The 25,690-nt window shown below is 64.8% G+C and carries 24 protein-coding genes; all 24 read right to left on the bottom strand.

Features of this window, described 5'->3' with window-relative positions; all coding sequences use genetic code 11:
* Window positions 1-37: 37 nt before the first annotated feature.
* Window positions 38-562 carry a GNAT family N-acetyltransferase gene (locus tag FJ988_RS22215; RefSeq protein ID WP_140820491.1) on the bottom strand — a complete coding sequence of 175 codons (525 nt, stop codon included), beginning with the start codon at window positions 560-562 and terminating at the stop codon, window positions 38-40.
* Complete coding sequence (locus tag FJ988_RS22210; RefSeq protein ID WP_140820490.1) at window positions 559-1,788, bottom strand: M20 aminoacylase family protein; 1,230 nt, start codon at window positions 1,786-1,788, stop codon at window positions 559-561. The genes FJ988_RS22215 and FJ988_RS22210 overlap by 4 nt, the downstream gene beginning before the upstream one ends.
* Window positions 1,788-3,137, bottom strand: coding sequence for an LLM class flavin-dependent oxidoreductase (locus FJ988_RS22205; protein WP_140820489.1), 1,350 nt, complete (start codon window positions 3,135-3,137; stop codon window positions 1,788-1,790). The genes FJ988_RS22210 and FJ988_RS22205 overlap by 1 nt, the downstream gene beginning before the upstream one ends.
* A gap of 24 nt (window positions 3,138-3,161) precedes the next feature.
* On the bottom strand, window positions 3,162-4,148 hold the full coding sequence (locus FJ988_RS22200) for an MsnO8 family LLM class oxidoreductase (protein WP_140820488.1): 987 nt from the start codon (window positions 4,146-4,148) through the stop codon (window positions 3,162-3,164).
* A gap of 178 nt (window positions 4,149-4,326) precedes the next feature.
* Window positions 4,327-4,683 carry a DUF3088 domain-containing protein gene (locus FJ988_RS22195; protein WP_140820487.1) on the bottom strand — a complete coding sequence of 119 codons (357 nt, stop codon included), beginning with the start codon at window positions 4,681-4,683 and terminating at the stop codon, window positions 4,327-4,329.
* Window positions 4,684-4,712: 29 nt separating this feature from the next.
* Entirely contained in the window at window positions 4,713-5,492 is a 780-nt protein-coding gene (locus FJ988_RS22190) for a carbon-nitrogen hydrolase family protein (RefSeq protein WP_140820486.1), read from the bottom strand.
* A gap of 436 nt (window positions 5,493-5,928) precedes the next feature.
* Window positions 5,929-6,741, bottom strand: coding sequence for an NAD(P)-dependent oxidoreductase (locus FJ988_RS22185; RefSeq protein ID WP_140820485.1), 813 nt, complete (start codon window positions 6,739-6,741; stop codon window positions 5,929-5,931).
* Between the two features lie 3 nt (window positions 6,742-6,744).
* A complete protein-coding gene (locus FJ988_RS22180) occupies window positions 6,745-7,947 on the bottom strand; it encodes a pyridoxal phosphate-dependent aminotransferase (protein ID WP_140820484.1) in 1,203 nt (400 codons plus the stop codon).
* Window positions 7,947-9,563: a hydantoinase B/oxoprolinase family protein gene (locus FJ988_RS22175; protein WP_140820483.1), complete on the bottom strand. Its 1,617-nt coding sequence runs from the start codon at window positions 9,561-9,563 to the stop codon at window positions 7,947-7,949. The genes FJ988_RS22180 and FJ988_RS22175 overlap by 1 nt, the downstream gene beginning before the upstream one ends.
* Window positions 9,560-11,656, bottom strand: a complete 2,097-nt coding sequence (locus FJ988_RS22170; RefSeq protein ID WP_140820482.1) for a hydantoinase/oxoprolinase family protein — start codon at window positions 11,654-11,656, stop codon at window positions 9,560-9,562. The genes FJ988_RS22175 and FJ988_RS22170 overlap by 4 nt, the downstream gene beginning before the upstream one ends.
* Window positions 11,653-13,323, bottom strand: coding sequence for a thiamine pyrophosphate-binding protein (locus FJ988_RS22165; protein ID WP_140820481.1), 1,671 nt, complete (start codon window positions 13,321-13,323; stop codon window positions 11,653-11,655). The genes FJ988_RS22170 and FJ988_RS22165 overlap by 4 nt, the downstream gene beginning before the upstream one ends.
* Before the next feature lie 118 nt (window positions 13,324-13,441).
* Window positions 13,442-14,848 (bottom strand): FAD-binding oxidoreductase, encoded by a 1,407-nt coding sequence (locus FJ988_RS22160; RefSeq protein WP_140820480.1) that lies wholly within the window; start codon window positions 14,846-14,848, stop codon window positions 13,442-13,444.
* A gap of 53 nt (window positions 14,849-14,901) precedes the next feature.
* Window positions 14,902-15,663 (bottom strand): amino acid ABC transporter ATP-binding protein, encoded by a 762-nt coding sequence (locus tag FJ988_RS22155; protein WP_140820479.1) that lies wholly within the window; start codon window positions 15,661-15,663, stop codon window positions 14,902-14,904.
* Window positions 15,664-15,672: 9 nt separating this feature from the next.
* On the bottom strand, window positions 15,673-16,746 hold the full coding sequence (locus FJ988_RS22150; RefSeq protein ID WP_246688636.1) for an amino acid ABC transporter permease: 1,074 nt from the start codon (window positions 16,744-16,746) through the stop codon (window positions 15,673-15,675).
* Between the two features lie 9 nt (window positions 16,747-16,755).
* Window positions 16,756-17,919 (bottom strand): ABC transporter permease subunit, encoded by a 1,164-nt coding sequence (locus FJ988_RS22145; RefSeq protein ID WP_140820477.1) that lies wholly within the window; start codon window positions 17,917-17,919, stop codon window positions 16,756-16,758.
* Between the two features lie 118 nt (window positions 17,920-18,037).
* Window positions 18,038-19,072: an amino acid ABC transporter substrate-binding protein gene (locus tag FJ988_RS22140; RefSeq protein ID WP_140820476.1), complete on the bottom strand. Its 1,035-nt coding sequence runs from the start codon at window positions 19,070-19,072 to the stop codon at window positions 18,038-18,040.
* Between the two features lie 89 nt (window positions 19,073-19,161).
* Window positions 19,162-20,109, bottom strand: coding sequence for a LysR substrate-binding domain-containing protein (locus tag FJ988_RS22135; protein WP_140820475.1), 948 nt, complete (start codon window positions 20,107-20,109; stop codon window positions 19,162-19,164).
* An 84-nt stretch (window positions 20,110-20,193) separates the two neighbouring features.
* Complete coding sequence (locus FJ988_RS22130) at window positions 20,194-20,943, bottom strand: SDR family NAD(P)-dependent oxidoreductase (protein WP_140820474.1); 750 nt, start codon at window positions 20,941-20,943, stop codon at window positions 20,194-20,196.
* A 1-nt stretch (window position 20,944) separates the two neighbouring features.
* Window positions 20,945-21,664, bottom strand: a complete 720-nt coding sequence (locus FJ988_RS22125) for an SDR family oxidoreductase (RefSeq protein WP_140820473.1) — start codon at window positions 21,662-21,664, stop codon at window positions 20,945-20,947.
* A 280-nt stretch (window positions 21,665-21,944) separates the two neighbouring features.
* Window positions 21,945-22,733, bottom strand: a complete 789-nt coding sequence (locus tag FJ988_RS22120) for a FadR/GntR family transcriptional regulator (protein WP_140820472.1) — start codon at window positions 22,731-22,733, stop codon at window positions 21,945-21,947.
* 56 nt (window positions 22,734-22,789) lie between these two features.
* A complete protein-coding gene (locus tag FJ988_RS22115; protein WP_140820471.1) occupies window positions 22,790-23,137 on the bottom strand; it encodes a RidA family protein in 348 nt (115 codons plus the stop codon).
* Between the two features lie 12 nt (window positions 23,138-23,149).
* The gene (locus tag FJ988_RS22110; protein WP_140820470.1) at window positions 23,150-23,956 is read right to left on the bottom strand and encodes an SDR family NAD(P)-dependent oxidoreductase; all 807 of its coding nucleotides are present in this window, start codon (window positions 23,954-23,956) and stop codon (window positions 23,150-23,152) included.
* The gene (locus FJ988_RS22105) at window positions 23,949-24,761 is read right to left on the bottom strand and encodes a shikimate dehydrogenase (RefSeq protein WP_140820469.1); all 813 of its coding nucleotides are present in this window, start codon (window positions 24,759-24,761) and stop codon (window positions 23,949-23,951) included. Before FJ988_RS22105 ends, FJ988_RS22110 begins: the two co-directional genes overlap by 8 nt.
* 4 nt (window positions 24,762-24,765) lie before the next feature.
* Window positions 24,766-25,656 (bottom strand): 2-hydroxy-3-oxopropionate reductase, encoded by an 891-nt coding sequence (locus tag FJ988_RS22100; protein WP_140820468.1) that lies wholly within the window; start codon window positions 25,654-25,656, stop codon window positions 24,766-24,768.
* Window positions 25,657-25,690: the final 34 nt, after the last annotated feature.

Genomic DNA, 25,690 nt, shown 5'->3' with positions numbered 1-25,690 from the left:
GCTTGCATGGATGTATTGCGGTGGCCGGCTCGGTCGATCAACTGGCCTTGCGGTCGAGCGCGTTCGGCCCGAATTCCAGCGCCAGTGCGCTGATGTCCTTTTCGAAAGGCAGCGTGCCGTGGACTTCCGGATCGACGCTCGTGTCGAACAGCGCGGTGTAGCCGTTGTTGAGGTAAAGGCCTGCGGCTTCCGGTTGGCGAAACCCCGTGGTCAGATAGAGCCTAGTATAGCCTTGGCGTGCCGCCTGCAGCTCGAGTTCAACGAGCAGCTTGCGGGCAAGACCCTGGCGGCGCAGGTCGACATGCGTCCATACCCGCTTCAGCTCGGCGGTGCGTTCGTCGTAACGCTTGAAGGCGCCTCCGGCGATCGCCCTGCCGTCTCGCGTGAGGAGCAGGAAGTTTCCATGCGGCGGCGCGAAGAGCTCGGCGGGATAGCGGCGCATCTCCTCTCCCGGCTCGCCGAAATAGTCGCCGTAGCGGGTCGTGTATTCCCAGGTCAGCGCTTCGATGAGCGGGGCTGCGCGCGGATCGACCGGCGTGGTGTAGAGAAAGCTGTCTGTCATGGCGTGAGCCCCGTTGCCGGCTCGTCGGTCCGCGGAGCCTCGTTCGCGGCGAGATAGTCCTGCACCAGCGCCACCCAGTAGCGGGCGGCGTCGGGCAAGATGTCGTCGTTGAAGTCGTAGTTGGGACTGTGCAGGTCGGCGCTGTCGCCATTGCCGACGAAGAGATAGCTGCCCGGGCGCGCTTCGAGCATGAAAGCGAAGTCTTCGCTGGCGGTGATCAGGCGGAAATCCGACTGGATCCGTTCGGCGCCGAAATGCCGCAGCGCGACCTGCCTTGCGAAGTCGGTTTCCCGGCGGTGATTGATAAGCGCCGGATAGCCGCGCGGATAGGCGACCTCCGCAGTTGCGCCATAGCTTTGCGCGTGCGTCTCGGCCAGCGCGATGACGCGCGTGCGGATCTGTTCGCGGATAGCCTCGCTGAACGTCCGGATGGTGACTTTCAGCTCGACGCTGTCGGGGATGACATTGGCGGCGATGCCGCCATGGATGGTGCCGACGGTGACGACCGCGGTTTCGAGCGGATCGACATTGCGCGAGACGATCGTCTGCAGCGCCATGACAAGCGAGGCGGCGGCGACGATGGGATCCACCGCATGGCTCGGCCGAGCGCCATGGCCGCCCTTGCCGATAATCTTGATGACGGCGAGGTCGACGGACGCCATGGCAGGGCCGCTCAGGAAAGCGAACTGCCCCGCCGGCACGCCCGGCCAATTGTGCAGCCCGAAGACCGCGTCGACGGGAAAGCGCTCGAACAGCCCGTCGGCGATCATCGCCTTGGCGCCGGCGCCGCCTTCCTCGGCGGGCTGGAAGATGAGCCGGACCGTTCCTGAAAAATCTCGTGTCACGGCGAGATGCCTGGCGGCGGCGAGCAGGATCGCGGTGTGCCCATCATGCCCGCAGGCATGCATTACGCCCGGCCTGGCGCTGGCATAGGGCAAGCCTGTCGCCTCGACGATCGGCAGGGCGTCCATGTCGGCGCGGATGCCGATGGTCCTCTCGCCGTTGCCGTTGCGAAGCGAGCCGACGACACCGGTACCACCTATGTTTTGAGCGACCTCATAGCCCCAGGATTGCAGGCGCTCGGCGACCAGTGCGCTGGTCTTCTTCTCCTGGTAGGCCAGCTCCGGCTCGCTGTGCAGCTTGCGGCGCAGCGCGACGAACTCGTCGGCGCTGTCCAGGATCGCTTCGGCGATCGAGGCCGAAGGCGGGCCGGGCCGGACCGTCATCAGGCTGCTTCCTCGGTGGTCGTCGTGGAAGCTGCGTCCTGCGCGTAACGGCTCTCCTTGAACGGCAGCCCGAGATGATCGCGCAGCGTCGTGCCGATCTGGCTGCGCGTGTGGCGGCCGCGCTTTTCCAGAATCGGCAGCACATGCTTTTCGAAATCGTCGAGCCCGGACGGGATGACCTGGAAGCCCAGCACGAAACCGTCAGCTGCGCCGCCGTCTACCCAGCGGATCAGCTCATCGGCGATCTTCTCGGGCGTGCCGATGAAGGCACTGCGGGACGTGGCGGCGTCCAGCGCGACTTCGCGTAGCGTGAGGTTCTTTTCCCTGGCGACACGCTTGATGCGGTCGGTGGTGGAACGGAAATTGTTCTTGCCGATGTCGCCGAGTTCCGGGAACGGATCGTCGACCGGGTAGGCGGTGAAGTCATGGTGGTCGAAGAATCGTCCGAGATAGAGCAGCGCCTCGTGAACGCTGACGAGATCGCGTATCTCGCGATATTTGCGCTCGGCCTCCTCCTCCGTCGAACCGATGATCGGGGCGATGCCGGGAAATATCTTGATGTGCTCGGCGAGGCGGCCGTGCGCCACCGCGCTCTCCTTCAGCCGGCGCGACAGCTCGCGGTTCTCCTCGAATGAGGCGGCATTGGCGAAGACCGCATCGGCATGCCGGCCGCCGAGCGAGATACCGTCGTCCGAGCCGCCGGCCTGGAACAGCACTGGCTGCCCTTGCGGCGAGCGACCGAGGTTGAGCGGTCCTTCCGCCGAATGGAAGCGGCCGTTGAAATCCAGCCGGTGCATCTTCGAGAAATCGGCATAGCGGCCGCTCTGCCGGTCGCGCACGAAAGCGTCGTCGTCCCAGGAATCCCAGAGGCCCTTGACGATCTCGATATGCTCGGCGGCGATCTGGTAGCGCAGCGCGTGCTCGGGATGCTTGTCGCGGCCATAGTTCTTGGCCGAGCCTTCGAGCGGCGAAGTCACCGCATTCCAGCCGGCGCGGCCGCAGCTGATGGTGTCGATCGAACCGAACTGCCGGGCGACGGTGAACGGGTCGCTGTAGGAGGTCGATAGCGTACCGACGAGACCGATGCTCTTGGTCGCCGCCGCTAGCGCCGAAAGCAGCACGATCGGCTCGAAGCGGTTGAGGAAATGCGGAATCGACTGTTCGTTGATGTAGAGGCCGTCGGCGACGAAGGCGAAGGCTATGCCAGCTGCTTCGGCCTGGCGGGCAATGCCGACATAATAGTCGAAATTGGTGCTTGCATCGGCAGGCACGCTCGGATGCTTCCAGGCGTTCATGTGTCCGCCGGGGCCTTGCAGCATGATGCCGAAGGGAATTCGCTGGCTGCTCATGGGCAAGCTCCTTGGTCTGGTCATTCACGCGGCAGCGGCGGGCTGTTGCCGCACCAGCGCCTCCACGGTTGCAAGTCGCCATGACCCGCTGACGGCTGGCTCGACGATGAACTCGACCGCTCCCGAGCGGGCATGCAGACGGTCGAGTTCGGCACGAACCTGGTCCGGCGTCCCGGCAATCACGCTCGGTTGCTTGGGTTCGATGCGGTATTCGCTCGACCCCAACTGGCGCGCGTAATCCTTGGCCTGCTCCTCGTTGCCCACAGTGACGCTTTGCGCGCCTGGCACGTGGACCTTGAACAGCTTGATCTTGGCCGCTTCGGCCTCGGCTTCGCCGACATAATCGGAGACGATCACCGAGACCGCGATGATCGGCGCGCGCCCGGTTGCTGCGCGGTAAGCCGCGACGGCGTCGTCAAGGAGAGCGTCGTCGCCGTTGAGGTGGCGGGCGAAGACGAAATCCCATCCATGGGCCGCGGCAAGCTCAGCACTTTCGACGCTGGCGCCCAGCAGGAAGCGCTGCGGTGCGGTGGAGGGACGAGGCGTCGCGCTCAAGCCGGCGACCGGTCCGGCGCCATCGAGATAGGCGCCGAGCTCGGCGACCTGCCGGCCGAAATCCGGCTTGCGGGCGGGATCGCGATCACCCTGCAGCGCTTTTGTCGAGAGCGGCAGGCCGCCTGGCGCCTTGCCGATGCCGAGATCGACACGATCGGGCGCCAATGAGGCCAGCAAGTTGAAATTCTCAGCCACCTTGTAGGCGCTGTAGTGCTGCAGCATGACGCCGCCCGAGCCGACGCGGATCCGGCTGGTGAGCGCCAGCAGATGCGCGATCACTATCTCGGGCGACGAGCTTGCCAGCTCGGCGACGTTGTGATGCTCGGCTACCCAGAACCGGCGATAGCCAAGTCTTTCGGCAAGTTGCGCCAACGCTACGGTGCGTTTGAGCGCGTCAGTAGCGCTTTCGCCTTTGGAAAGGGGACTCTTGTCGAGAAGGCTGAGCGCATAAGCCATGGAATCTCCGCATCGCGATCGCAGGAAGGCCGATTGCCATCGCCTGCGGAGATTAATCTATTTAGTCTATAAGCTTTATAGACATTATCCCGAACTTAGGTCGTCAGGAGAAAAACCCTTGCTCGGGATTTCCCGGCTTTGAAACGTTTGGTCATGCCGAGGCCCATCAGTTGAAGCATCACGGATGCGCCGGAGGAATGAGCCCGCGCTCGACCAGGGCATCGATGATCCGCTCAGCCCCGGAGACGAAAGCGCGTCCATTGGCTTCACCGCTGGCATAGGCCGAAGGCTGGCCGGCCGGCAGCACCAGGACCGGAAGCGCCTGGTTGGCTTCGCCGACAAGCTCGATCACCTCGGCGCGGGGTCGCGGGAAGGCGATGCGGCGAACGTCGACCGTACCGAGAAGTGCCGGAAACGAAGTCAGCACGCCTTCCACCAACGCCGAGTGCCGACAGAAGAAGCGCTGGCCTGGAAATTTGGCATCCTCGAAATCAGGAGCGAGCAGGAACAGCGTGGCTTTGTTGTCTGAGGTCAATGTGGCTTCCACTTCGGATGTTTGTCAGTTCAGATGAATCTGCGTTCTACGACGTTGCAGGGATACAGTGTCTTCTGACGCAGGGCGGCGGCGGGGTCGATGTCGATGACGGCAAGCGTCCTCGATGGCGACGTCTGCGCCACCAGCGTTCCGTCAGGAGCGAAGGCGAATCCGCGTCCGCCGAAGCTGGGGTTGCCGGCAGAGCTGCCGACGCGGTTGGAGCTTACGATGAAGCTGCCCGACACGATCGCGCCCATCGCGCCGGCCGCGAACCATTTATCCTGCGAGATGGACGTCGCGCGCGGAACCACGATCAGGCTCGCGCCGGCACGCCCGTAGTGGCGGGCATGCTCGTTGAACATCAATTCTGTGCATAGAAGCACACCGACCTCGAGATCCCCGATGTCGGAGACGATGAAACCGCTTGCGTCGCCTTTGAACCAGGTCTCTTCGTGCCAGCCTTCTTCTTCGGGGAAAAGCTGCTTGCGGTGCAGCGGGCGGGGCTTGCCGTTCGCTAGGACGAACGCCTCATTCGCCAGCCTGTCTCCTGCCCACACGGGGCGGGACGAAATGACGGTCGGGACGCCAAGCGCGTTCAGCGCCTCCAGTCCTTGCTCGTGTAGCGCTACGCTGCCGGCAGCTACATCCCGATCGAACAAGCTCGCGCCGGCTATCCAGGCGCCGAAAGGCAGTTCGTTGGTCACCAGAATGTTCGGACGGGCGCTCTCAACCTGGCGGCGGATTTCGTCCCACTCCCGACCCCGCGGGGCGAGACCTTCCGGCCATTCGACAAAGGCGCAAGTCGTCATCTGCCGTCTCCCCCTAAGCCTTTGATGGCCATCCGCCGCCCTGGGTGCTCGCCGGTAGCCACCTTTCCGACTCCGGGCGCTATGGCATGGTCGTCAAAAGCGACGGTGTGCGGCAACGTCGGAAATTGCGTTGTTGCGGCGATTGGTAGGAGAACTTTGCGTAGAGCGAACGACGCACCCGTGGACGTATCGGCTGGGTCGGCGTTTCGTCCGGATGGCTCATCAATGCCTGCCGAGACCCGTTCTCAGGGGCTCCGGCGGAAGCAGCCGCCGAACCGGCTATCGAATAGCGCTGCCGGCGCGCAATTTGTCAACGCGCGGCGAGCGGAGAATGAGAGCGGCATCGGCGTAAGTGGGCGGCCTGTCGCCGCTGGAGATCGACGCGTTGCCGGCGATCCACCGAGGGGGCGAAAATGAATCACCTGCCCTCACTGCCTCACGCCGGTTTGTCGTCTGGGTGTCCAAGCTCGCAGAACCAGCCGCCGAGATATTTCACCGACGGCTTCTTCGGATCGGGCACCGGGGTCTTCGCTTCTACGGCCTCGCGGAACGGCTCGGCGCTGTCCTGCGGGATGAAGCCCAGATGGTCGGCGCCGCTGTTGTCGACCATCTTCAGCTTGTTGTCGGAGATGCCGAAGGAGATCGTGTGGCCGACCCGCGGTGCCGTGAGCGAAGCCTCGACCAGGCGCACGCAGTCGGCGAAGGAGAGGTACGACCACAGCATGCGCCGGTCGGCGGGTTCCGGGAATGACGAGAAGATGCGCAGGCATGCCGTCTCGATGCCGAACTTGTCCCAATAGAGCCGGCTGAGACTCTCGACGAAATTCTTCGACACGCCATAGAGGCTGTCGGGGCGCACCGGCGCATCGACGCCGATATGCGCCTCGATCTCGTGATAGCCGATCGCATGCACCGACGAGGCGTAGATGACGCGCTTGACGCCATGTTTCCGCGCGCCTTCATAGATGTGGTAGGAGCCGCGGATGCTGGAATCGAGGATGGTCTGCCACTCGCATTCGAGCGGCGCACCGCCGAAATGCACGATCGCGTCGCAATCCTTGGTGGCCGCGATCGTCGCTTCCATGTCCGCGAGGTCGAAGACGGTTTCCTCCTCGTGCGGCGCGAGGTCGCCGAACGGCTCGCGCCCCGCCAGGCGGATGGTCTTGGCCAGCGGCGCAAGCCCCTTGCGCAGCACCGAGCCGAGCCGGCCGGCAGCGCCCGTGATCAGGATACGTTCGTAATGCGGCATCATTTACTCCACTTGCGCGACGGCGGCATTGATCCGCGCGATCGCCTCGGTCAGCACCTCTTCGCTGGTCGCGGTCGAGATGCGGAAATAGGGTGACAGTCCATAGGCGACGCCGGGCACCGACGCCACCCGCCCTTCATTGAGAAGATAATTCGACACGGCCGCGTCATCCTCCAGCACGACACCTCCGGGCGTTTTGCGGCCGATCAGGCTGGCGCAGCCGATATAGGCGTAGAAAGCGCCATCCGGCGGCGATAGCGTCAGGCCATTGATCTTGCGGATGCCGTTCACGACCAGGTCGCGGCGCCTCTCGAAAGCCTCGCGGAAACGCCCCACTTCGTCCTGCGGGCCGTTGAGCGCGGCGACCGTCGCCGCCTGCGCGATCGAGCACACCGACGTGCAGGACTGGCTCTGGATCGTCGACATCGCCTTGAGCAACGGCGCCGGCCCGGCCGCATAGCCGACGCGCCAGCCGGTCATGGCGTAGGATTTCGAGACGCCATTGACGATCAGCGTGCGGTCCTTGAGCTCCGGGCAGGCCTTGCCGAAGGAGACGAACTCGCGCCCGTCGAAGAGGATGTGCTCATAGATCTCGTCGGACAGGATCAGCACCTGCGGATGCTTCGCCAGCACCGCGCCCAGCGCCTTAAGATCTGCCTCGGAATAGACCGCGCCTGACGGGTTGCCCGGCATGTTGAGGAACAGCCATTTCGTCCGCGGCCTGATCGCCTGTTCCAGCAGCGCCGGCGTCAGCCGGAAACCGGTGGTCTCCGGACATTCGACGACGACCGGCGTGCCGCCGAGCAGCTTCACCATTTCCGGATAGGAGACGAAATAGGGCGCCGGCAGGATCGCCTCGTCCCCGCTCTCGAGCGTCGCCATTAACGCGTTGAAGATGATCTGCTTGGCGCCGTTGGCGACCACGATGTCGTCGGCCGTGTAGTCGAGCCCGTTCTCGCGCCGGAATTTTCCCGCGATGGCTTCGCGCACTTCCGGCGTGCCGGCAGCACCCGTATAGAGCGTCTGGCCGGCCTTCGCGGCGAAATGAGCGGCGTCGATGATGTGCAGCGGCGTCGGGAAATCCGGCTCGCCGAGGCCGAGATCGATCACGTCGACGCCCTTGGCGCGCAGCGCCTTGGCGGCCTGTGAAGCCGCCATCGAAGCCGAGGGCTTCACCACCGACAGGCGCGAGGCAACATAGCTCATCAGTCGTTCTCCGTGATGTAACCCTTGGATCGATCGTTGGCCCGCGCGGCCGCACTGCGCCTGGCAGGATCGCCATAGCCGCCGCCGCCCGGCAATTCGAGGATCAGCCGGCGTCCGGCCGGAACATGCTGCCAGCCCTTCGGCCGCATCTTGGTGCCGTCATCCAGCTTCACCGCGCCGGCGACGCCGGGCTTGCCGCCATTGCGTCCATGGGCCGGATGGTTGACGCGGTCGAACATGGCCGAGAAATCGAACTCGTGGCCTTCTGTCGCCTCGATCTCGATGACCTGCCCGAGGCCACCGCGGAATTCGCCGTCGCCGCCGGAGTCCGGGCGAAGCTCCTTGCGCCAGATGACGATCGGACCGGTATGCTCGGTCGCCTCGATCGGCATCGTGTGCACGCCCGACGGGAAGGCCGTCGCCGACAGGCCGTCGAGCTCGGGCCGCGAGCCCATGCCGCCGGAGTTGAACATCAGCACTTCGGCGCGACGGCCGGATGCGCCTGCGACAGGCCGCGCTGAGATGTGGATGTTCCACAGCGCGCCGGCGCCCTCGGCGAGGATCTTTCCCGGCAGCGCCTTGGCGAATGCGCCCAGCACCAGGTCGGGCACCATGTGGCCGAAGATATGCCTGAGCGCCACCGGCGCCGGCCGCACGGCATTGAGGATGTTGATGGGCGACGTCACGGTGAAGAAAGCGAGCGAGGCGGCATTGTTCGGGATGTCGGGCGCCACCATGCATTTCAGCGCATAGCAGGCATAGGCCTTGCTGTAGATGATCGGGCAGTTGATGCCCCAGCGGCTCATCGGGTCGGTGCCGGTGAAGTCGACCTCGACATGGTCGTCGCGCACCGAGACCGTCGCGGCAAGCTTGATCGGCTCGTCATAGCCGTCGGTGACCAGCTCGTTCGACCAACTGCCCTTGGGCAGCGCCTCGATGCGTTCAAGCATAGCGTCGCGGGTGCGCGAGAAGATGAAGTCGCCGAGACCGTCGAGCGAGGCAAGCCCGATCTCCTTCATCATGTCGACGAGGCGCCGGTGGCCGACCTCGTTGCAGGCGGCGAGCGAATAGAAGTCGCCGACGACCTGGTTGGGCTCGCGGACATTGGCGCGCAGGATGCGCACCAGGTCGAGATTGACCTTGCCCTTTTCCGCGAACTTCATGATCGGGATCTGGATGCCTTCCTCATAGACCGACTTGCCGTCGGCGCCAAAGCCGCGTCCGCCGACATCGACGACATGCGCCGTGCAGGCGAAGAAGGCGACCAACTCGCCGTTCAGGAAGGACGGCGACACCATGGTGATGTCGTGCAGATGGCCCGTGCCGAGCCACGGATCGTTGGTGACGTAGGTGTCGCCCTCGAACATCTCCTCGCGCGGGATCGCGTTCATGAAATGCAGCACTGCCTCGGCCATGGTGTTGACGTGGCCAGGTGTGCCCGTCACCGCCTGCGCCAGCATCTGGCCGCGCGGATCGAACACACCGGCCGACAGGTCGCCGGATTCGCGCACCGAGGTCGAGAAAGCGGTGCGCAGCAAGGTCAGCGCCTGCTCCTCGACCACCGAGATCAACCGGTTCCACATCACCTGCATGCGGATTTCGCCAATGTCGCTCATGCCTGGCTGCCTTTGCGGATCAGAAGGATGGCGCCGTCGCTCTGGATGACGGCGTCGAAGCTTGTGGTGATAACGGTGGAGGTCTCGCGCTCGACGATGACCGCCGGCCCGACGACACGGTCGCCGGCGCAAAGCGTGTCGCGCTCGACGATGCCATAGGTCTGCGGCGCGCCTGTCGCCGGATCGAAGACCGCACGGGTGGTGGCCGGCTGGCTGGTCTTCTTGCCCTTGGTGAGTTCGTGCCGCGCAACGGCAGGCCGGACATCCGTCGCCTTCACCGACCAGGTGACGATCTCGATCTCCAGCCCGTCGAGACCTTCAATGGCGCGGCCGAAGAAGCGCTGGTAGTTCTCCTCGAACAAATCCTTGAGCCTGGCCACCGCATCGTCGCCAAACGGCTCGTCGGCCAGTGGCACGGGGATTTCCCAGCCCTGGCCGGCATAGCGCATGAAAGCGGTGATTTCGCACACGATCCTGCCGCTGGCGCCGGTGCGCACGAAACCCTCGGCGGAAGCCTTGAGGTCGGCGAGCAGCGCATTGACCTCGGCCGGCTTGAACCGTGACAGTCGCGTCAGCTTCGAGGCCAGCGCTTCATAGCCGAACGGAGCTTTCAGGAAGCCGATTGCCGATCCGACGCCGGCGCCGCGCGGCACGATGCACTGGTCGATGCCGAGCTTTTCGCACAGCCTTGCCGCGTGCAGGGGTGCCGCGCCGCCGAAGGCGATCATCAGATTGTCGGAAATGTTCTTGCCGTTCTCGACGGCGTGGACGCGGGCGGCGTTGGCCATGTTCTCGTCCACGACCTCGCAGATGCCGAAGGCGGTCGACATGGCATTCAGCGACAGGCGTTCGCCGACATCGCGCAGGATCGCCTGCTCGGAGGCGGATGTGTCGAGCTTGATCGCGCCGCCGGCGAAATTGTCGGGGTCGAGCTTGCCGAGCACCAGATCGGCGTCGGTGATCGCCGGGCGCTTGCCGCCGCGGCCGTAGCAGGCCGGGCCAGGCTCCGAGCCGGCGCTCTCGGGTCCGGTCTGGATGCGGCCCATGGCGTCGACCCAGGCGATGGAGCCGCCGCCGGCGCCGATCTCGATCATCTCGATCACCGGAATGGAGATCGGCATGCCCGAACCCTTGGAAAAGCGATAGGTGCGCGCCACTTCGAATGTTCTAGCCGTGCGCGGCGCAAAATCCTCGATCAGGCATATTTTCGCGGTGGTGCCGCCCATGTCGTAGGAGACGACTTTCTCCAGGCCGAAGCGCCGGGCGATGTCGGCGGCAAAGATGGCGCCGCCGGCCGGGCCGGATTCGACCAAACGTACCGGAAATTCCGAGGCGGTCTCCACCGAGATCAGGCCGCCGCCGGAATGGATCATGAAGACCGGGCATTCGGCGCCCATGTCCTTCAGCCGCGTCTGCAAACGGGCGAGATAGTCGGCCATTTGCGGTCGAACATAGGCGTTGGCGCAGACCGTGTTGAAGCGCTCGAACTCGCGCATCTGCGGCGAGACCTCGGCGCTGATCGAAATCGGGATAGTCAGTTTCCTGGAGAGGATTTCGCGTGCGCGGCGCTCGTGATCCGGGTTGGCATAGGCATGGATGAAGCCGATCGCCACCGAGCCGAAATTGCCCGCCGCGATCCGGCCGGCAATATCTTCGAGGGCGGCTTCGTCGAGCGGCTGCAGTTCCTGGCCCTCGGCGCCGATGCGGCCCCTGACGGTAAAACGATCCTCGCGCGGAATCAGCGGCGTAGGCAGCTGCAGGTTCAAGTCATACTGTTCGAAGCGGTTCTCCGTCCGCATCTCGATCACATCGCGAAAACCTTCGGTCGTGATCAGCGCGGTCCTGGCGCCACGTCGCTCGATCAGCGCGTTGGTGGCAAGCGTCGTGCCGTGGATGATGATGCCGATCTCCGAGGCCGAGATGCCGGCGTCGCGGATGACCACGTCGATGCCATCGAGGATCGCCTGCTCGGGTGCGGAATAGTTGGTCAGCACCTTGGTCGAGAACATCGTTCCCCTGACATCGAGCGCAATGTCGGTGAAGGTGCCGCCGATGTCCGCGCCGAGGCGGATGTCGTCTGTTTGGGAGGTCATGCCTTGGCCTTCTGGGAAGCGAGCGCGGCGTCGCGCATCTGGGAGAGGGTCTGTCGCGGCGTGAGCGCTTCCGGCGAGATGGCGATGTCGAGGACCGCGCCGGTCGTGGATGCGAGCGCTCGCCCGAACGCCGCGGCGAAATCCGCCGTCGCTTCCACCCGCTCGGCATGGAAGCCATAGGCCTTCGCCAGCGTCACGAAGTCGGGGTTCTCGAGCGACGTGCCGGAGACGCGGGCCGGATAGTTGCGCTCCTGGTGCGCGCGGATCGTGCCGTAAATGCCATTGTTGATGATCAGCACGATCGGCTGCGCGCCCGCCTGCATGGCTGTGCCAAGCTCCTGGCAGTTCATCTGGAAATCGCCGTCGCCGGCGAAGCAGACGACCGTGCGCTGAGGATACGCAACCTTGGCGGCGATAGCCGCCGGCAGGCCATAGCCCATGGCGCCCGATTGCGGCGCGAGCAGTCGCGCCTCAGGCCCGAACTTGAAGAACTTGTTCGGCCACACGGTGAAATTGCCGGCGCCGTTGGTGAGGATGACATCGGCCGGCAGGGTCTCGCGCAGCCAGGCGCTGACCGCGACCATGTCGACCGGGCCGGGCTGCACGGGGGCGGCAAAGGTGCCTTCATAGGCCTTGCGCGCGGCGGCGCGCCAGTCGGCCCAAGAGCCCTTGACCGGCGTCAGCGCCCTGGCGAAGGCGTTCGGGCCGGCATGGATGCCGATCGTCGGCACATAGATCTTGCCGATCTCGCGGTCGGAGCCGTGCACATGGATCAGCTTCTGCCGCGGCACGGGGACGTTGAGCAGCGTATAGCCGTCGGTGGTCATTTCGCCGAAGCGGACATTTACGGCGAGGATCACGTCCGCGTCGCCGAACAGCTTCTTGACATGCGCCACCATGCCGACGCCGGCCTCGCCGACGAACACCGGCGAATGATTGTCGAACTGATCCTGGTAACGGAAGGCGGCGACGACCGGAATGTCGGAAGCCTCGGCGAAAGCCTGGAGCGCAGCGCGTCCGTCCGCCGTCCAGTTGGCGCCGCCGAAAAGCAGAACGGGCTTCTCGGCTCCCGCCAGAAGCTTGAGCGCCGAGGCAAGCGCATCCGGTGCCGGCGCAGCTTCGAAGATCGTTGCCGGGCCGCTGAGCGGGGCGGCCTCGGTCAGGGTGGTCAGCATGTCTTCAGGCAGCGCGACGACGACCGGGCCGGGCCGTCCGGTCAAAGCCGTCGTCCAGGCCCGCGCCACGATTTCGGGAAGCCGTGCGACATCGTCGATCTCGACCGCCCATTTGGCGACGGTCCCGTACACAGCCCGGTAGTCGATCTCCTGGAACGCTTCGCGGCCCTTCATGTCGGTGCCGACCTGGCCGACGAACAGGATCATCGGCGAACTGTCCTGCATCGCCGTATGCACGCCGATGCTGGCATTGGTCACGCCCGGGCCACGGGTGACGAAGCAGATGCCCGGCGATCCCGTCAGCTTGCCATAGGCCGAGGCCATGAAGGCCGCGCCGCCTTCGTTGCGGCAAAGCACATAGTCGAGCTTGCCGTGAGTGTCATGCAGCGCATCGAGCACGGCGAGATAGCTTTCGCCAGGAACGCCGAAGCTCTTGGTCGCGCCTAAGGCGATCAGGCATTCGACAAGAAGGTGACCGCCATTGCGGGCCATGCTTCGACATCCTCTTGGAATTGCGGCAAGCGGACCGAGCCTGCCTTTTCGGATTCATACCTGCACGCTGGCGGGGCCGGGCGAAATCAAGAAATGCGATCCATACGAAAGTTTTTCTTTACAGTGGCGAGCGAACCAGAATGCCGGGGTTCATAACACCCTTCGGATCGAGCGCATCCTTCAGCCGCGCCATGAGTTCGCGCTCCACCGTACCGCGATTGCGGTCGGCCATGGCGATCTTGGCGCGACCCAATCCATGCTCGGCCGCGAAGCTGCCGCCCATTTGCGTGGCAAGCGCCGACAGCGCGTCGGCGAATTGCCCCGCCTTGCCGTCGAAATCGGCGCTTCCCCGCGGCGGCGACAGATTGTAGTGGATGTTGCCATCGCCGAGATGCCCGAACGGGTTGATGCGCACACCGGGAAGAATGTCGTCGCAGATTTTCGCGCCGGCCTCGATGAAACGGGCGATCGCGCCCGGCGGCACCGAAATGTCGTGCTTGAGCTGCTCGCCTTCCAGCCGCTGGCCCTCCGGCTGCTCCTCGCGCAGCCGCCAGAACTGCGACCGCTGCGCGCCCGACGAGGCCAGCGCGCCGTCGAGCACAAGGCCTTTTTCCATGCCCCATTCCAGCGCCGAATTCAGGATCTCGTCCAGCGGAACCCGCGGCGAGCCGGAAGCCAGCTCGACCAGCAGATAGACGTCGCCCCGCGTCTCCAACTGGTAGGTGAGATCGGGCACGTGCCTGAGGGCGAGCTCAAGGCCGAGATCTGGGAAGAATTCGAGACCGGTGAGGAACTCGCCGGCCTCGCCGCGCAGATAGGCGCCGAACGAAACGGCGGCGGCGAAGTCGGACATGACGAGCAGCGCGCTCGCCTGCTGCCTGGGCGTCGGATAGAGCCTGAGCACCGCGCGCGTGACGATGCCCAGCGTGCCTTCCGCGCCGCAGAACAGCTTGCGTAGCTGATAGCCGGCATTGTCCTTCTGCACCGCGCGCATCCCGTCCCACACCGTGCCGTCCGGCATCACGACTTCGAGGCCGAGCACCAGATCCTGCATCATGCCATAGCGGAACGCATGGCTGCCGCCGGCATTGGTGCCGATCAGGCCGCCGATCCTGGCGCTGCCTTCGGCGCCGAGATGCATCGGGAACATCAGCCCGTGCGGCTCCAGCGCCTCATGCAGCGCGGCAAGCACGACGCCCGCCTCGACGGCGATCGAGCCACTGTCGAGATCCGGCTCGCCGATCACCGCCATGCGCGACAGCGAGACGATCACCGCATCCGGCCGCTCGGCGACGGCGCCGCCGCAGAGCCCGGTATTGCCGCCTTGCGGCACGACAGCCAGCCCAGCCTCCCGGCATGCCTTCACGACCGCGGCCACTTCGGCCGTGTTGGCGGGCCTGGCGACACCCAGCGGCGCGACGCCATAGCGGTTGAGCCAGTCGCGCCGGTAAGGCTCGGCGTCGGTACCTGACAGCCAGCCTTTCGGTCCGAGGATTGTCTGCAATGCACTGACGGGATCGGTCATCGAAATACCTGAGCGCTGCGATGCGCCGCCTATAATCGGTTGGTTAGCAAGGCTCAATGACCCAGCACCTGCGACAGGAACTGCCGCGTGCGCTCGTTGCGGGAGGCGGTGAAGAATTCCTCCGGCGGCGCTTCTTCGACGATCTCGCCGCCATCCATGAAGATGACCCGGTCGGCGACGCGGCGCGCGAACCCCATCTCATGCGTGACGCAGATCATCGTCATGCCTTCGGAGGCGAGCGTGACCATGACGTCCAGCACCTCCGATATCATCTCGGGATCGAGCGCCGAGGTCGGCTCGTCGAACAACATGATTTGCGGCTGCATGCACAGCGCCCGCGCGATGGCGACACGCTGCTGCTGGCCGCCGGAGAGCTGTCCGGGAAATTTCATCGCCTGTTCGGGAATGCGCACCTTCTCCAGATAGCGCCGCGCGGTCGCCTCGGCTTCCGCGCGCGCCACCTTGCGCACGATCACCGGCGCGATCGTCAAATTCTCCAGCACTGTCATGTGCGGGAACAGGTTGAAGTGCTGGAACACCATGCCGACCTCGCGCCTGATCCCGTCGATGTTGGCGACATCGTCGTTGAGCTCGGTGCCGAGCACGGTGATCTTCCCGCCATTGTGCTGCTCGAGCCGGTTGATGCAGCGGATCATGGTCGATTTGCCCGAGCCGGAGGGACCGCAGACGACGATCCTCTCGCTGCGCTCGACGGACAGGCTCACCTTCCGCAGCGCGTGGAATGTCCCGTAATATTTGTCGAGGTTTTCGATGTGGACGGCAGGCCCGCCGGGCTTGGAACTGGTTGAAGTCATGTCCGTCTCCTATCGTTCGCCGACTGCCATGCGGCGTTCCAGGAAAGCGCCGTAGCGGGACAGGCTGAAGACGAAGACGAAATAGATGAAGGCGATGAAGGCGTAGACTTCGACATAGGCGAAGCGCCATTCTCCGGTGCCATAGGCCGCGTTGCCTGAGGCAAGGATCTCGAAGAAGCCGACGATGACCACCAGCGAGGTCTCCTTGAAGGATATGACGAACTGGTTGATCGTCGCCGGCAGCGCATTGCGCATAGCCTGCGGCAACAGGATGCGGCCGATGCGCTGCCAGTAGCTCATGCCGAGCGCCATGGCGGCTTCTTCCTGACCCGCCGACACGCCCTGCATGCCGCCCCTGACGATCTCGGCCTGATAGGCGGAGAAGAACAGCGCCGATCCCAGGATCACCCGGTAGAGCTTGTCGCCCACCAGCCACTGCGGCAGCGCGAAGGGCAGGACGATGGCGAAGGTGAACAGGATCGAGATCAGCGGCAGCGACCGCACCCCGTCGATGATGATGCCAGTGGTCCGCGATATCCAGGGCAGTTCCGAGCGGCGCATCAGCGCCAGGCAGATCGCCAGCGGGAAGCCGATCAGGCAGGTGGTGACGAAGATGAAAAGGGTCAGCGCCAGTCCTCCCCAGGCTTCTTCGCCGACATAGGGCAGGCCGAGCACGCCGCCCTTCATCAGCAGGTAGTAGAGGGCGGTTCCGGTTCCCCAGACAAGGGCGATGCGGCGTCCGGTCCAGAAGGCGGGGATGCAGCTCAGCACCGTCATCACCACCACGCTGACGCAGGCCAGCGCAGAGCGCCATTGCTCCTCGAAGGGGTAGAGGCCGAACAGGATGATGCGCCACCTGGCGGCGATGACCGACCAGCAGGCGCCCGCCGCCGCCTCGCAGGCTTCCGGCCCGCCGCTCGCGGTGAAGACGGCCGAGAAGATCGCCCAGTTGAGCAGCTTCCAGGCGAGAAAAACCATGATCGCCAGCGAGATCAGCGACAGCAGCGCCTGAAGCGGCGTCGCGAAGAAACGCCGCTTCAGGTCCTCGAGTTTTCCAGGGGCAGGCGGGGCGACGACGACCATCTCCATCTCTCAACCCCTCAGTTGATTGCCCTTGAGGGCAATGGCTTTGTTGATGCGGTTGAAGATGGCGGCGAGGCTGAGGTTGATGGCCAGGAACCCCGCCATCAGGATGCCGATCGCTTCCAGCGTCTGGCCGGAATGGTTGATGGTCAGCGCCACGATCATGAAGAAGTCGGTGAAGCCGACGGCGATGCCCATGGTCGTCGCCTTCATCAGCCAGACATACTGGTTGGCGAGGATCGGCAGCATGGCGCGCAGCGCCAGCGGCAGCCGCACTAGCGTGAACACACGCCAGGGGCTCAAGCCCAGCGAAAGCGCCGCTTCCATCTGGCCCTTGCCGACGGCTTTGAAACCGCCGCGCACGATCTCTGCAATGTAGGAGCCTCCATAGATGGCGATGGCGATGGCGAGAGCCGAAAACTCCGGCGGAATGCGCAGGCCGCCCCTCAGGTTCAAGCCCTGCAGCGCCGGAAAGTCGATGAACGGCTCATCGGGCAAACGGCCGATTATCAGGATGAGAACCGCGCAGGCGAGCGCCGCCGCCGCGCCGATAAGCTGGATCGCCGACCGTTCGCCGAAAGGTTGGCTGAGGCGTGATGTCCGGCCGAGCCAGACTGGCAGCGCGATGGCCGCGATCACGGCCAAAATGGCCAGCGCCAGTGCCACGCCGCCGACATTGGGGAACGGGATATAGAGGCCGCGGCTGGTCAAGAGCATGCCGAAGGCCTCATGTGCGGCGCGCGGCGTCGGCAGGTGCGTGATCAAGGCGTACCAGAAGAAGACCTGGAGGATCAGCGGGATGTTGCGGAAGATGTCGACATAGGTGCGGCCGAGAAGTTGCGCCAATTCGTTCGACGAAGTCCGCGCCAGGCCGACGATCGTCCCGACAAGTGTGGCCAGCATCAGCCCGATGGTGCCGAGAAACAGCGTGTTGATGATGCCGATGAGGAAGAACCACCAATAGGGATCGTTGGCCGTGGCGGGCAGCAGCGAGAAGTTCACGTCCCAGCCCGTCGACTTATAGAGGAAGTCGAAGCCGGAGGTGATCCCCTGGTCGGCGAGATTGCGCCGGGCGATGACGATGCCGGCAAGCACGAGTGCCGCGAGCGAACCGACATAGAGGACCTGCAATAGCGCATTGCGGACCTTCTGATTTCTCAGCAGGCTGACCATCAGGATCTTCCCGAATTGGCGCCAGCTCCGCCCGGCAGCAGCCAGGCGGAGCTAAAAGCGCGATGCGTCAAGAACGGATCAGTCGATCACCAAGGGGATCACTTGATCACCAAGGTGATCAGTCGATCACCAGCGGGAACAGGACGCCGCCATTGTTCCAGAGGTTGGTCAGCTCGCGATCCATCTTGTAGGGCGAGTCCTTGCCGAGATCGCGGTCGAAGATCTCGCCGTAATTGCCGACCTTCTTGATCACATTGTAAGCCCAGTCGTCGGGCAGCCCGAGACCCTTGCCCATGCCGGGCGTCACGCCGAGGAACTTCGCCACCTGCGGAGAGGTCGGCTTGGCCTTGATCTCGTCGACATTCTTGGAGGTGATGCCTTCCTGCTCGGCGAAGATCAGCGTGCTCAGCGTCCAATTGGCGATATCGACCCAGTTGTCGTCGCCCTGGCGCATGATCATCACTTCAGGTTCGACGGCGAGAACGTCGGGCAGAATCACATGGTCATCGACCTTGCCTTTCGCGGCGCGGGCGATGGCGAGCACCGGTCCCCACTGCGCATAGAGGTCGCAGCGGCCGGAGAAATAGGCTTGCTCGAGCTCTTCCGTCTTTTCGATCAGCACCGGCTCCAGCTTGATACCGATCTTCTGCGCGTAGGCTGCGACCTGCTGCTCCTGCGAGGTGCCGGCGGGAATGCAGATCGTGCCGCCATTGGCGTCCTTGAGCGACTTCAGGTTCAGCTCCTTATGCGCCATCACCTTGGTCGTGCCGAGATAATAGGACATGGAGAATTGCAGGCCGAGCTCGGTGTCGCGGCTGAGCGTGCCACCGGAAGCCTTGATGATGATGTCGACATCGCCCGACTGCAGCGACGGCCAGCGCTGCGCCCAACTGATCGGCACGATCTTGAGCTTCGCCGGATCGCCGAACACGGCCGTCGCCACCGCCCTGCAGAGGTCGATGTCCATGCCCTTCCAGTTGCCCTTGTCGTCCACCTCGGCAAAGCCGAGATAGGAACCGTCATGTCCGGTGCAGTTGAGTACGCCGCGCGCCTTCACGGCTTCCAGCGTCTTGCCGCCGGCCGCCTGCGCCGGCGCCGCGAGATGCATCAGGCTCAGGGCCATGGCGGCGGCCCCCCATTGGATCATTTTCATGTTGGTAGTCTCCACTGTTGAGGTTGTTCCGTTTCTTGTTGTTGGGGCTCCCGAAAATGCCTTTGGGGGCCCGGTCTCGCAGCCGCTTCTCAGTCGGAAAGCGGGGTCGGTTTCGGCAAGGAGAGCTTGAGCTCGCTGCGCCAATCCTCCTGCGCCAGCCATCGGTGCAGGGCAGCCACCGCCTTCACGCGCAGATGTCCGCGCGGGACGACGAGGTAGAAGCCGGGGACTTCCTCCGGCAGCATGTCGGCGATGGCGTCGCGGCCGATCGGCGCCACCAGCGCGCCGGAGCGAAAATCCTCCTCGGCATCGATGACGGAGACGAGGCCGACGCCGATGCCTTGCAAGGTCGCCCGCCGCATGGTCGCGGCGTCGTCGAAACTGACGCTGCGGTCGCCATCTGTCAGCTCGACGCCGAGATGCCGCAAGATGTCCGGCCACAGGCGCTTCGACTTGACGGTGTCGAGCAGCGTAAACTTCGGCAGGTCATGCGCCGACTTGATCTTCTCGCCGATCGTCGGCGTGCAGCAGATGATCTTCGGGTCAGGCACCAGCAGGGTGACCTCATATTCCGGCCAGTTGCCGTAGCCCCATTGGACAGTCATATCGATGTCGTCGCGGCCGAAGTCGGGCAGGTCGACCATCGTCGTCAGGCGCAGATCCGCACCCGGCAGGATTTCGCGGAACAGCGAGAGCCTGGGCAGCAGATAGTGCGTGGCGAAATACGGGCTCGCATTGAGGTTGATACGGTCGCGGTAGTTCGACTTGGTGACGCGGCGCACACCTTCCGAGAACTCGTCGAACCCCGCCTTGACGTAGTGCGACAGAAGGATCGCCGACTCTGTCAGTTCGATCGAGCGGCCCTTGCGCTCGAACAGCGTCACCTGGAGCGTGTCTTCCAGGAGCTTGATCTGCTGGCCGACGGCCTGCGGCGTCACCAGCAATTCGTCCGCCGCCTGCCGGAAACTCTTGTGTTGCGCGACGGCATGGAAGACGCGCAGCGCATTGAGCGGAGGAAGGCGAAGCTTGCTGGTCATCGTGAATTGCGCCTCCCTCTTGCTCGAGACCCCGTTGATGATGCACTGCCGTATTCCAGCCGCCTTTGGCTGCGGGACGTCGCCTCAGGCGTAGATGTAACCACCTGAGACGATTACGTTTTCACCGGTCATGTAGGTGTTCTTCGGGCCACCGGTCATCAGCACCCACTCGGCGATCTCGGTGGGCTCGGCGCCGCGTCCGAGCGGGCTTGCCTTGGCCAGTTCCTCGAGGAAGCCGAGGGCCTTTGCCTTCTCCGTGGCCATGCCAGCCGGCGCCACCGAATTCACCAGGATGCCGTCCTTGGCGACGTAGTGGGCGAAGGAACGCGTCAGGCTGACCACGGCGGCCTTGGTCGCCGCATAATGGGCGTTCTGCGGATGCGCCTTGAAGGCATCGACGGAGGTCAGGTTGACGATGCGGCCGCGCACATGGTCCTTCGGTTCCTGCGCCTGCATGTGGCCAACCGCCGCCACCATCATGTGGTACGTACCCTTGATGTTGATGCCGTTGGACGCGTCCCAGTCGGCGTCGCTGATTTCGAGCAGCGGGCGGCGCGGATAGATCGCGGCGCAGTTGATCAGCGTGTCGACGCGGCCGAGCTTGGCGACGATGGCCTCGAAGGCGGCGTGACACTGCGGACCGACCTGGATGTCGCAGGTTGCGGCCGCGGTCGGCAGGCCTTTTGCCTTGGCCGGGGCGAGCGCGCTCTCGGCGGCTTCCTGGTTGATGTCGATGATGCCGATCTTGGCCGCCCCGGCTTCCACCGCCATGCGGGCCAGAAGCGCGCCGAGGCCGGCGCCGCCACCGACGATGAGAACGGAAAGATCCTTCATCCTATTTTCCTTGCTTGCTGCCGCTCGGCAGGGGCCGGGTTGGCATGATGTCGAAGCGGGTGACGTCGGCCCATGCCGGCAGGCCGAGCAGGGCGACGACCATTTTGGCCACGTCGTCCGGCTGCACGGCGACGTTGCCGGCGTACATGGCCGCCCGGGTCTCGGCGTCGAGAATGTCCTTGTAGAGCTGCGTCTCGACGCGGCCGGGCACGATTTCGGTGACGCGTATGCCGAAAGGCGAAAGATCCGCCCGCAGCGCAGCGGCAAAGCCCGCAATCGCCGCCTTGGTCGCCGAGTAGACGGCGACATTGGGAAACGCCGCATGGGCGGCGGAGGAGCCGGTGAACAGAATATGCCCTGACTGCCGCTCGCGCATCTGCGGCACGACGAGGCGGGTGAGCAGGATCGCCGCGCTGACATTCACCTCCAGCGCGGTGTCGATGTCGGAGATCTTCATGTCGGCGAAATTGCCGAGCGGCGGCATGATGCCGGCATTGTTGATCAGGACGTCGACGGTGAGATCGGCCAGCACCGCTTCCAGCGCCTCGCGGTCGGTGACGTCGACGGCGATCGGCACGATGCCCGGACGCTCGGCCTGCAGCTCCTTCAGCGCGGCCTGGCTGCGGCCGACAGCGTAGACCTCGTAGCCGGCGTCGCTCAACGCGATCGCGATGGCTCGCCCTATGCCGCTTGTCGCTCCGGTGATGAAGGCTGTCGTCACGTCGGCTTTCCCATTTGCCTGGCTTTCAGTGTGCGGCGCTGGCCGGCGCCGCGAAAACAAGAAAACCAGCAAAAAGGAAAGATAAACTTTCAGAAGCTCATCCGGCGGCTGGAATGTTTCGACGTCTCGGTCCGGCGGCGAAAGGCGTTAGCCCGAGAAAAGCAGGGCTTCCAGCGCGCCGGAGTGGTTTTGCGGCCGCAACCTCAGAAAAAACTTGGCTTTCGCAAACTGCCGGCAGGGGCGCGCATCGGTGGCGGTAGATGAGACCGAAACCGGCGAGCTATCCGGCCGCTGGAAGAGGCTTTTTCAGGTCCTTGAAAAGCGAGGCCGCGGCAGCTTTCTGCTCCGCTTCGGTAGCCTCGATGCCCGAGGCTTTCGCCAGCGCGCGCACGCGTCCCAGACTGTTCTGCAGATGCTTGCGCATCGCCTGGCGGGCTTTGCCGCCGTCCTGTCTTTCAATGGCGTCGACGATCGCTTTGTGCTCGCTGTGGATGCGCGCGTAATAGCTGTCCTTCAGCGCCGGCTCGACGACGTAGCCGAGTTGGAAACGCGGCACGATCATCGGCCCGAGATAGGTAAGGAAGCCGTGGATGAATTCGTTGCGCGCCGCCTTGGCGATCGCCAGGTGGAAATCATAGTCGTAGTGGATCTGGACGGCCGCCGGGTCCGCGTGCCTGGCGTCGATCTCATCCATCATGGCGCGGATGGCGAGAGCTTCCTTGTCGGTCCGCCGTTCCGCGCAAAGCCCGGCGGATTCGACTTCGACGCTTAGCCTCAGTTCGAGCAAGGCGATGGTTTCCGGCAAGGTCCTGAGCGCCTCGTCCGGTATCGAGAAATTGCGCGGCGTCGGCGTCTCGCTGACGAACATGCCGCGCCCCTGCTGCGGCACCACCATGCCTTCCGAGCGCAGCCGCGCCACCGCTTCGCGCACCACCGTGCGGCTGACGTCGTATTCGGCGCAAAGCTCCGCTTCCGTCGGCAGCTGCGCGCCGGGCGGCAGCGATCCGGAACGGATCTTTTCGGACAGGCTCTCCGCCACGACAGTGGAAAGCGGCTTGCGCTTCGTCATTCAGATCCTTCCGTTCAAGCTCAGATTCGGGATGATGCCCGAAGCTTCAGGACCATTCAAACCGCCGCGGTGACGATCAGCTCGACCAGCATGCCGGGCTTGGCCATGCGGCCTTCACCGGAAGAGCGCGCCGGCGCGTGCTCCTTCGGCATCCAGGCGTCCCAGACGATGTTGACCTCGTCGAAGTCGCGGATGTCGTCCAGCCACATCTGCACATGCAGGATGCGCGTCTTGTCGGTGCCGGCTTTGGCAAGCAGCGCATCGATCTTGCCCAGCACCTCGCGCATCTGGTCGGCCGCGGACTGGCCCGGCTTCGCGACCTGGCCGGTGAGGTAAAGCGTGCCATTGTGGATGACGCCGTGATGGATGCGGGTGTCGAAGTCGAAACGCCGGATATCGCTCACTGGATTTCCTTCTCAGATTGCCGGCGTCTGCCGGATGGGATTGCCTTGCAGATACTGCGCGTAAGGCGCCTGGACGAGCCAGCCGGCATCGACCGGCAAGGTGACGCCGGTGATCGACGCGGCGCGGTCGGAGCACAGGAACAGGGCGGCCTCGGCGACATCGCGCGGCTCGACGAAACGGCGCAGCGCCGTGGTGGCCTGGATCGCTTCCGGGTTGCGCTCGCCCTTGGCAATCCGGGCCTTCAGCCCGTCCGACAGCGTGTAGCCGGGCGCCACCGCGTTGACACGGACGCCATGCGGACCGAGCTCCGCGGCCAGCATTTGCGTCAGCGCCAACACCGCATGCTTGCCAGGCGTATAGGCCGGCAGCGAGAGCGGCGCGAAGGAAGCAAGCGAGCCGACATTGAGGATGGCGCCGCGCCCGGCCGCCGACATCAGCCGGCCGAACACCTGGCATCCCAGCAGCGTGCCGCGATAGTTGATGCGCCACATCTTTTCGTCCTCGTCGAGATCCTGGTCGAGCACATGCTTGCCGCTCTGCAGGATGCCGGCGCAGTTGACGACGACATGCGGCGTGCCGAACGCATCCGCGACGGCTTGCGCCAGCGCTTCGACGGAGGCCGGATCGGCGACGTCGGTCTGGACGAACAGCGCGCGCGGCGCCCCTTGGCTCTCGCAGGCGGCGGCCGCTTCCTTGCCCCGCAGGGCGTCCCGGCCGGCGACGACCACCTGATAGCCTTCCTTGGCAAAGCGCTCGGCGATCGCGCGGCCGATGCCGGACGTGCCGCCGATGACGACGGCGGTCGACTGGTCAGCCATGGCTGCGATCCTTACGCTCGATGTCGAAGAATTCGGACATCGCCTCGACCTGGAAATCCATCATCGGGCGTCCGGGCTGGATGCGGCAGCCGATTTCCTTCGCGGCCTTGAGCAGCGCCGTCTCGGCCGGCTCCATGATGATGTCGACCACTGTCATCTCGGGCGTCAGCTTGCTCACATCCATCGGCAGCGGATCGCTGGCCTTCAGGCCGGCGGGCGTGGCGTTGATCGCCATATCCATGCCGGTGGGATCGGGCTCCCCGACCTCGATGCGGCAGTTGGGGAATGTCTTGTTGACTAGCGCAGCGAGGTTTCGCGCGCGGTCCTTGTCCACATCGGTGAGACGGATTTCGGCCGCAGCCTCCTCGGCCAGGCAATAGGTCAGCGAGGAGCCGGCGCCGCCGGCGCCGACCTGGAGGATGCGCTTGCCGGCGATCTGGTGACCGCCGGCCTTCAGCCCGTCGATGAAGCCGACGCCGTCGAAATTGTCGGCGTACCAGCTTCCATCGGGCAGCCGGCGCACCGAATTGGCGCTCTGCACGCGCGCCGCGCGGTCGTGGGCGGCACTGCATTTGTGGTAGACCGCGACCTTGTAGGGCACCGAGATGATCACGCCGCGGATGTTTTCCGCCGCGGTAATGCCGGCCCAGAACGTGTCGAAATCCTCCGGACGGCAGCTCAACGGCACCATCAGGCTGTCGAGGCCCTTCTGCTCGAAAATCTCGTTGAACATGCCGGGGCTCTTCGCATGGCCCACGGGATGGGCGAGCATGACGAAGACCTCGGCCTTGCCGGTTCCGCGCATCGGTTCATTCCTTTCCGTTTGACAGTTCGTGAGCGCTGAGAGCTTCGAGCGCCTTGACGAGGGACGAGTGGTCGGCGTCCGCGCCGCCTTCGCGCGCCGCGCAAGCGTTCATTAACTGCTGCGCCGTAGCGGTGCTGGGCAGCGCGACGCCGAGCGCGCGCGCGCTTTCCAGCGCCAGGTTGAGATCCTTCTGGTGCAGCCTGACGCGGAAGCCCGGCGCGAAGGTGCGCTGGATCATGCGCTCGCCATGCACTTCGAGCACGCGCGACGAGGCAAAGCCGCCCATCAACGCGCTGCGCACCTTCGCCGGATCGCAACCGGCCTTGCTGGCGAACACCAGTGCCTCCGCAACCGCTTCGATGTTGAGCGCCACGATGATTTGGTTGGCGATCTTGCAGGTCTGGCCGGCGCCGTTGTTTTCGCCGATCAGGGTGGTGTTCTTGCCGAGCTTTTCGAAGATCGGCAACGCCTGCTCGAACTCGGCGGCCGGTCCGCCGACCATGATGGTGAGGCTTGCCGCCTTGGCGCCGACCTCGCCGCCGGAAACCGGCGCGTCGAGATAGCCGGCTCCGGCCTTGCGGAATTTCGCCGCGAACTCCGCCGTCGCGATCGGGCTGATCGAGCTCATGTCGATCACCAGCTTGCCGGCGGAAATTCCTTCGAGCACGCCGCTTGGGCCGATCAGGACGCGCTCGACGTCGGGTGTGTCGGGCAGCATGGTGATGGTGATCTCGGACGCCCGCGCCACGTCCGCGGGCGAGGCGACGACCGATGCTTTCAGATCTTTCGGAAGAGGGGAGCGGTTGAGGACCGTGACGATCTCATGCCCCGCATCGGCGAGATGGCGCGCCATTGGCGCACCCATGACGCCAAGCCCGATGAAGCCGATTTTCATGCGAAACTCCCGCAAAGCGCTCAACCATCTTGCA

Origin of the sequence: Mesorhizobium sp. CU3, assembly GCF_006442965.1 — a bacterium.
Lineage (GTDB): Bacteria > Pseudomonadota > Alphaproteobacteria > Rhizobiales > Rhizobiaceae > Mesorhizobium.
Note: the sequence above shows the minus strand (reverse complement) of the source record. Positions and strands in the feature narration are given on the sequence as shown.

Coding starts and splice junctions, on each gene's coding strand:
- FJ988_RS22215 (WP_140820491.1), bottom strand. CDS start 562: ATGACAGACAGCTTTCTCTACACCACGCCGGTCGATCCGCGCGCAGCC.
- FJ988_RS22210 (WP_140820490.1), bottom strand. CDS start 1,788: ATGACGGTCCGGCCCGGCCCGCCTTCGGCCTCGATCGCCGAAGCGATC.
- FJ988_RS22205 (WP_140820489.1), bottom strand. CDS start 3,137: ATGAGCAGCCAGCGAATTCCCTTCGGCATCATGCTGCAAGGCCCCGGC.
- FJ988_RS22200 (WP_140820488.1), bottom strand. CDS start 4,148: ATGGCTTATGCGCTCAGCCTTCTCGACAAGAGTCCCCTTTCCAAAGGC.
- FJ988_RS22190 (WP_140820486.1), bottom strand. CDS start 5,492: ATGACGACTTGCGCCTTTGTCGAATGGCCGGAAGGTCTCGCCCCGCGG.
- FJ988_RS22185 (WP_140820485.1), bottom strand. CDS start 6,741: ATGCCGCATTACGAACGTATCCTGATCACGGGCGCTGCCGGCCGGCTC.
- FJ988_RS22180 (WP_140820484.1), bottom strand. CDS start 7,947: ATGAGCTATGTTGCCTCGCGCCTGTCGGTGGTGAAGCCCTCGGCTTCG.
- FJ988_RS22175 (WP_140820483.1), bottom strand. CDS start 9,563: ATGAGCGACATTGGCGAAATCCGCATGCAGGTGATGTGGAACCGGTTG.
- FJ988_RS22170 (WP_140820482.1), bottom strand. CDS start 11,656: ATGACCTCCCAAACAGACGACATCCGCCTCGGCGCGGACATCGGCGGC.
- FJ988_RS22165 (WP_140820481.1), bottom strand. CDS start 13,323: ATGGCCCGCAATGGCGGTCACCTTCTTGTCGAATGCCTGATCGCCTTA.
- FJ988_RS22160 (WP_140820480.1), bottom strand. CDS start 14,848: ATGACCGATCCCGTCAGTGCATTGCAGACAATCCTCGGACCGAAAGGC.
- FJ988_RS22155 (WP_140820479.1), bottom strand. CDS start 15,663: ATGACTTCAACCAGTTCCAAGCCCGGCGGGCCTGCCGTCCACATCGAA.
- FJ988_RS22150 (WP_246688636.1), bottom strand. CDS start 16,746: ATGGTCGTCGTCGCCCCGCCTGCCCCTGGAAAACTCGAGGACCTGAAG.
- FJ988_RS22145 (WP_140820477.1), bottom strand. CDS start 17,919: ATGGTCAGCCTGCTGAGAAATCAGAAGGTCCGCAATGCGCTATTGCAG.
- FJ988_RS22140 (WP_140820476.1), bottom strand. CDS start 19,072: ATGAAAATGATCCAATGGGGGGCCGCCGCCATGGCCCTGAGCCTGATG.
- FJ988_RS22135 (WP_140820475.1), bottom strand. CDS start 20,109: ATGACCAGCAAGCTTCGCCTTCCTCCGCTCAATGCGCTGCGCGTCTTC.
- FJ988_RS22130 (WP_140820474.1), bottom strand. CDS start 20,943: ATGAAGGATCTTTCCGTTCTCATCGTCGGTGGCGGCGCCGGCCTCGGC.
- FJ988_RS22120 (WP_140820472.1), bottom strand. CDS start 22,733: ATGACGAAGCGCAAGCCGCTTTCCACTGTCGTGGCGGAGAGCCTGTCC.
- FJ988_RS22110 (WP_140820470.1), bottom strand. CDS start 23,956: ATGGCTGACCAGTCGACCGCCGTCGTCATCGGCGGCACGTCCGGCATC.
- FJ988_RS22105 (WP_140820469.1), bottom strand. CDS start 24,761: ATGCGCGGAACCGGCAAGGCCGAGGTCTTCGTCATGCTCGCCCATCCC.
- FJ988_RS22100 (WP_140820468.1), bottom strand. CDS start 25,656: ATGAAAATCGGCTTCATCGGGCTTGGCGTCATGGGTGCGCCAATGGCG.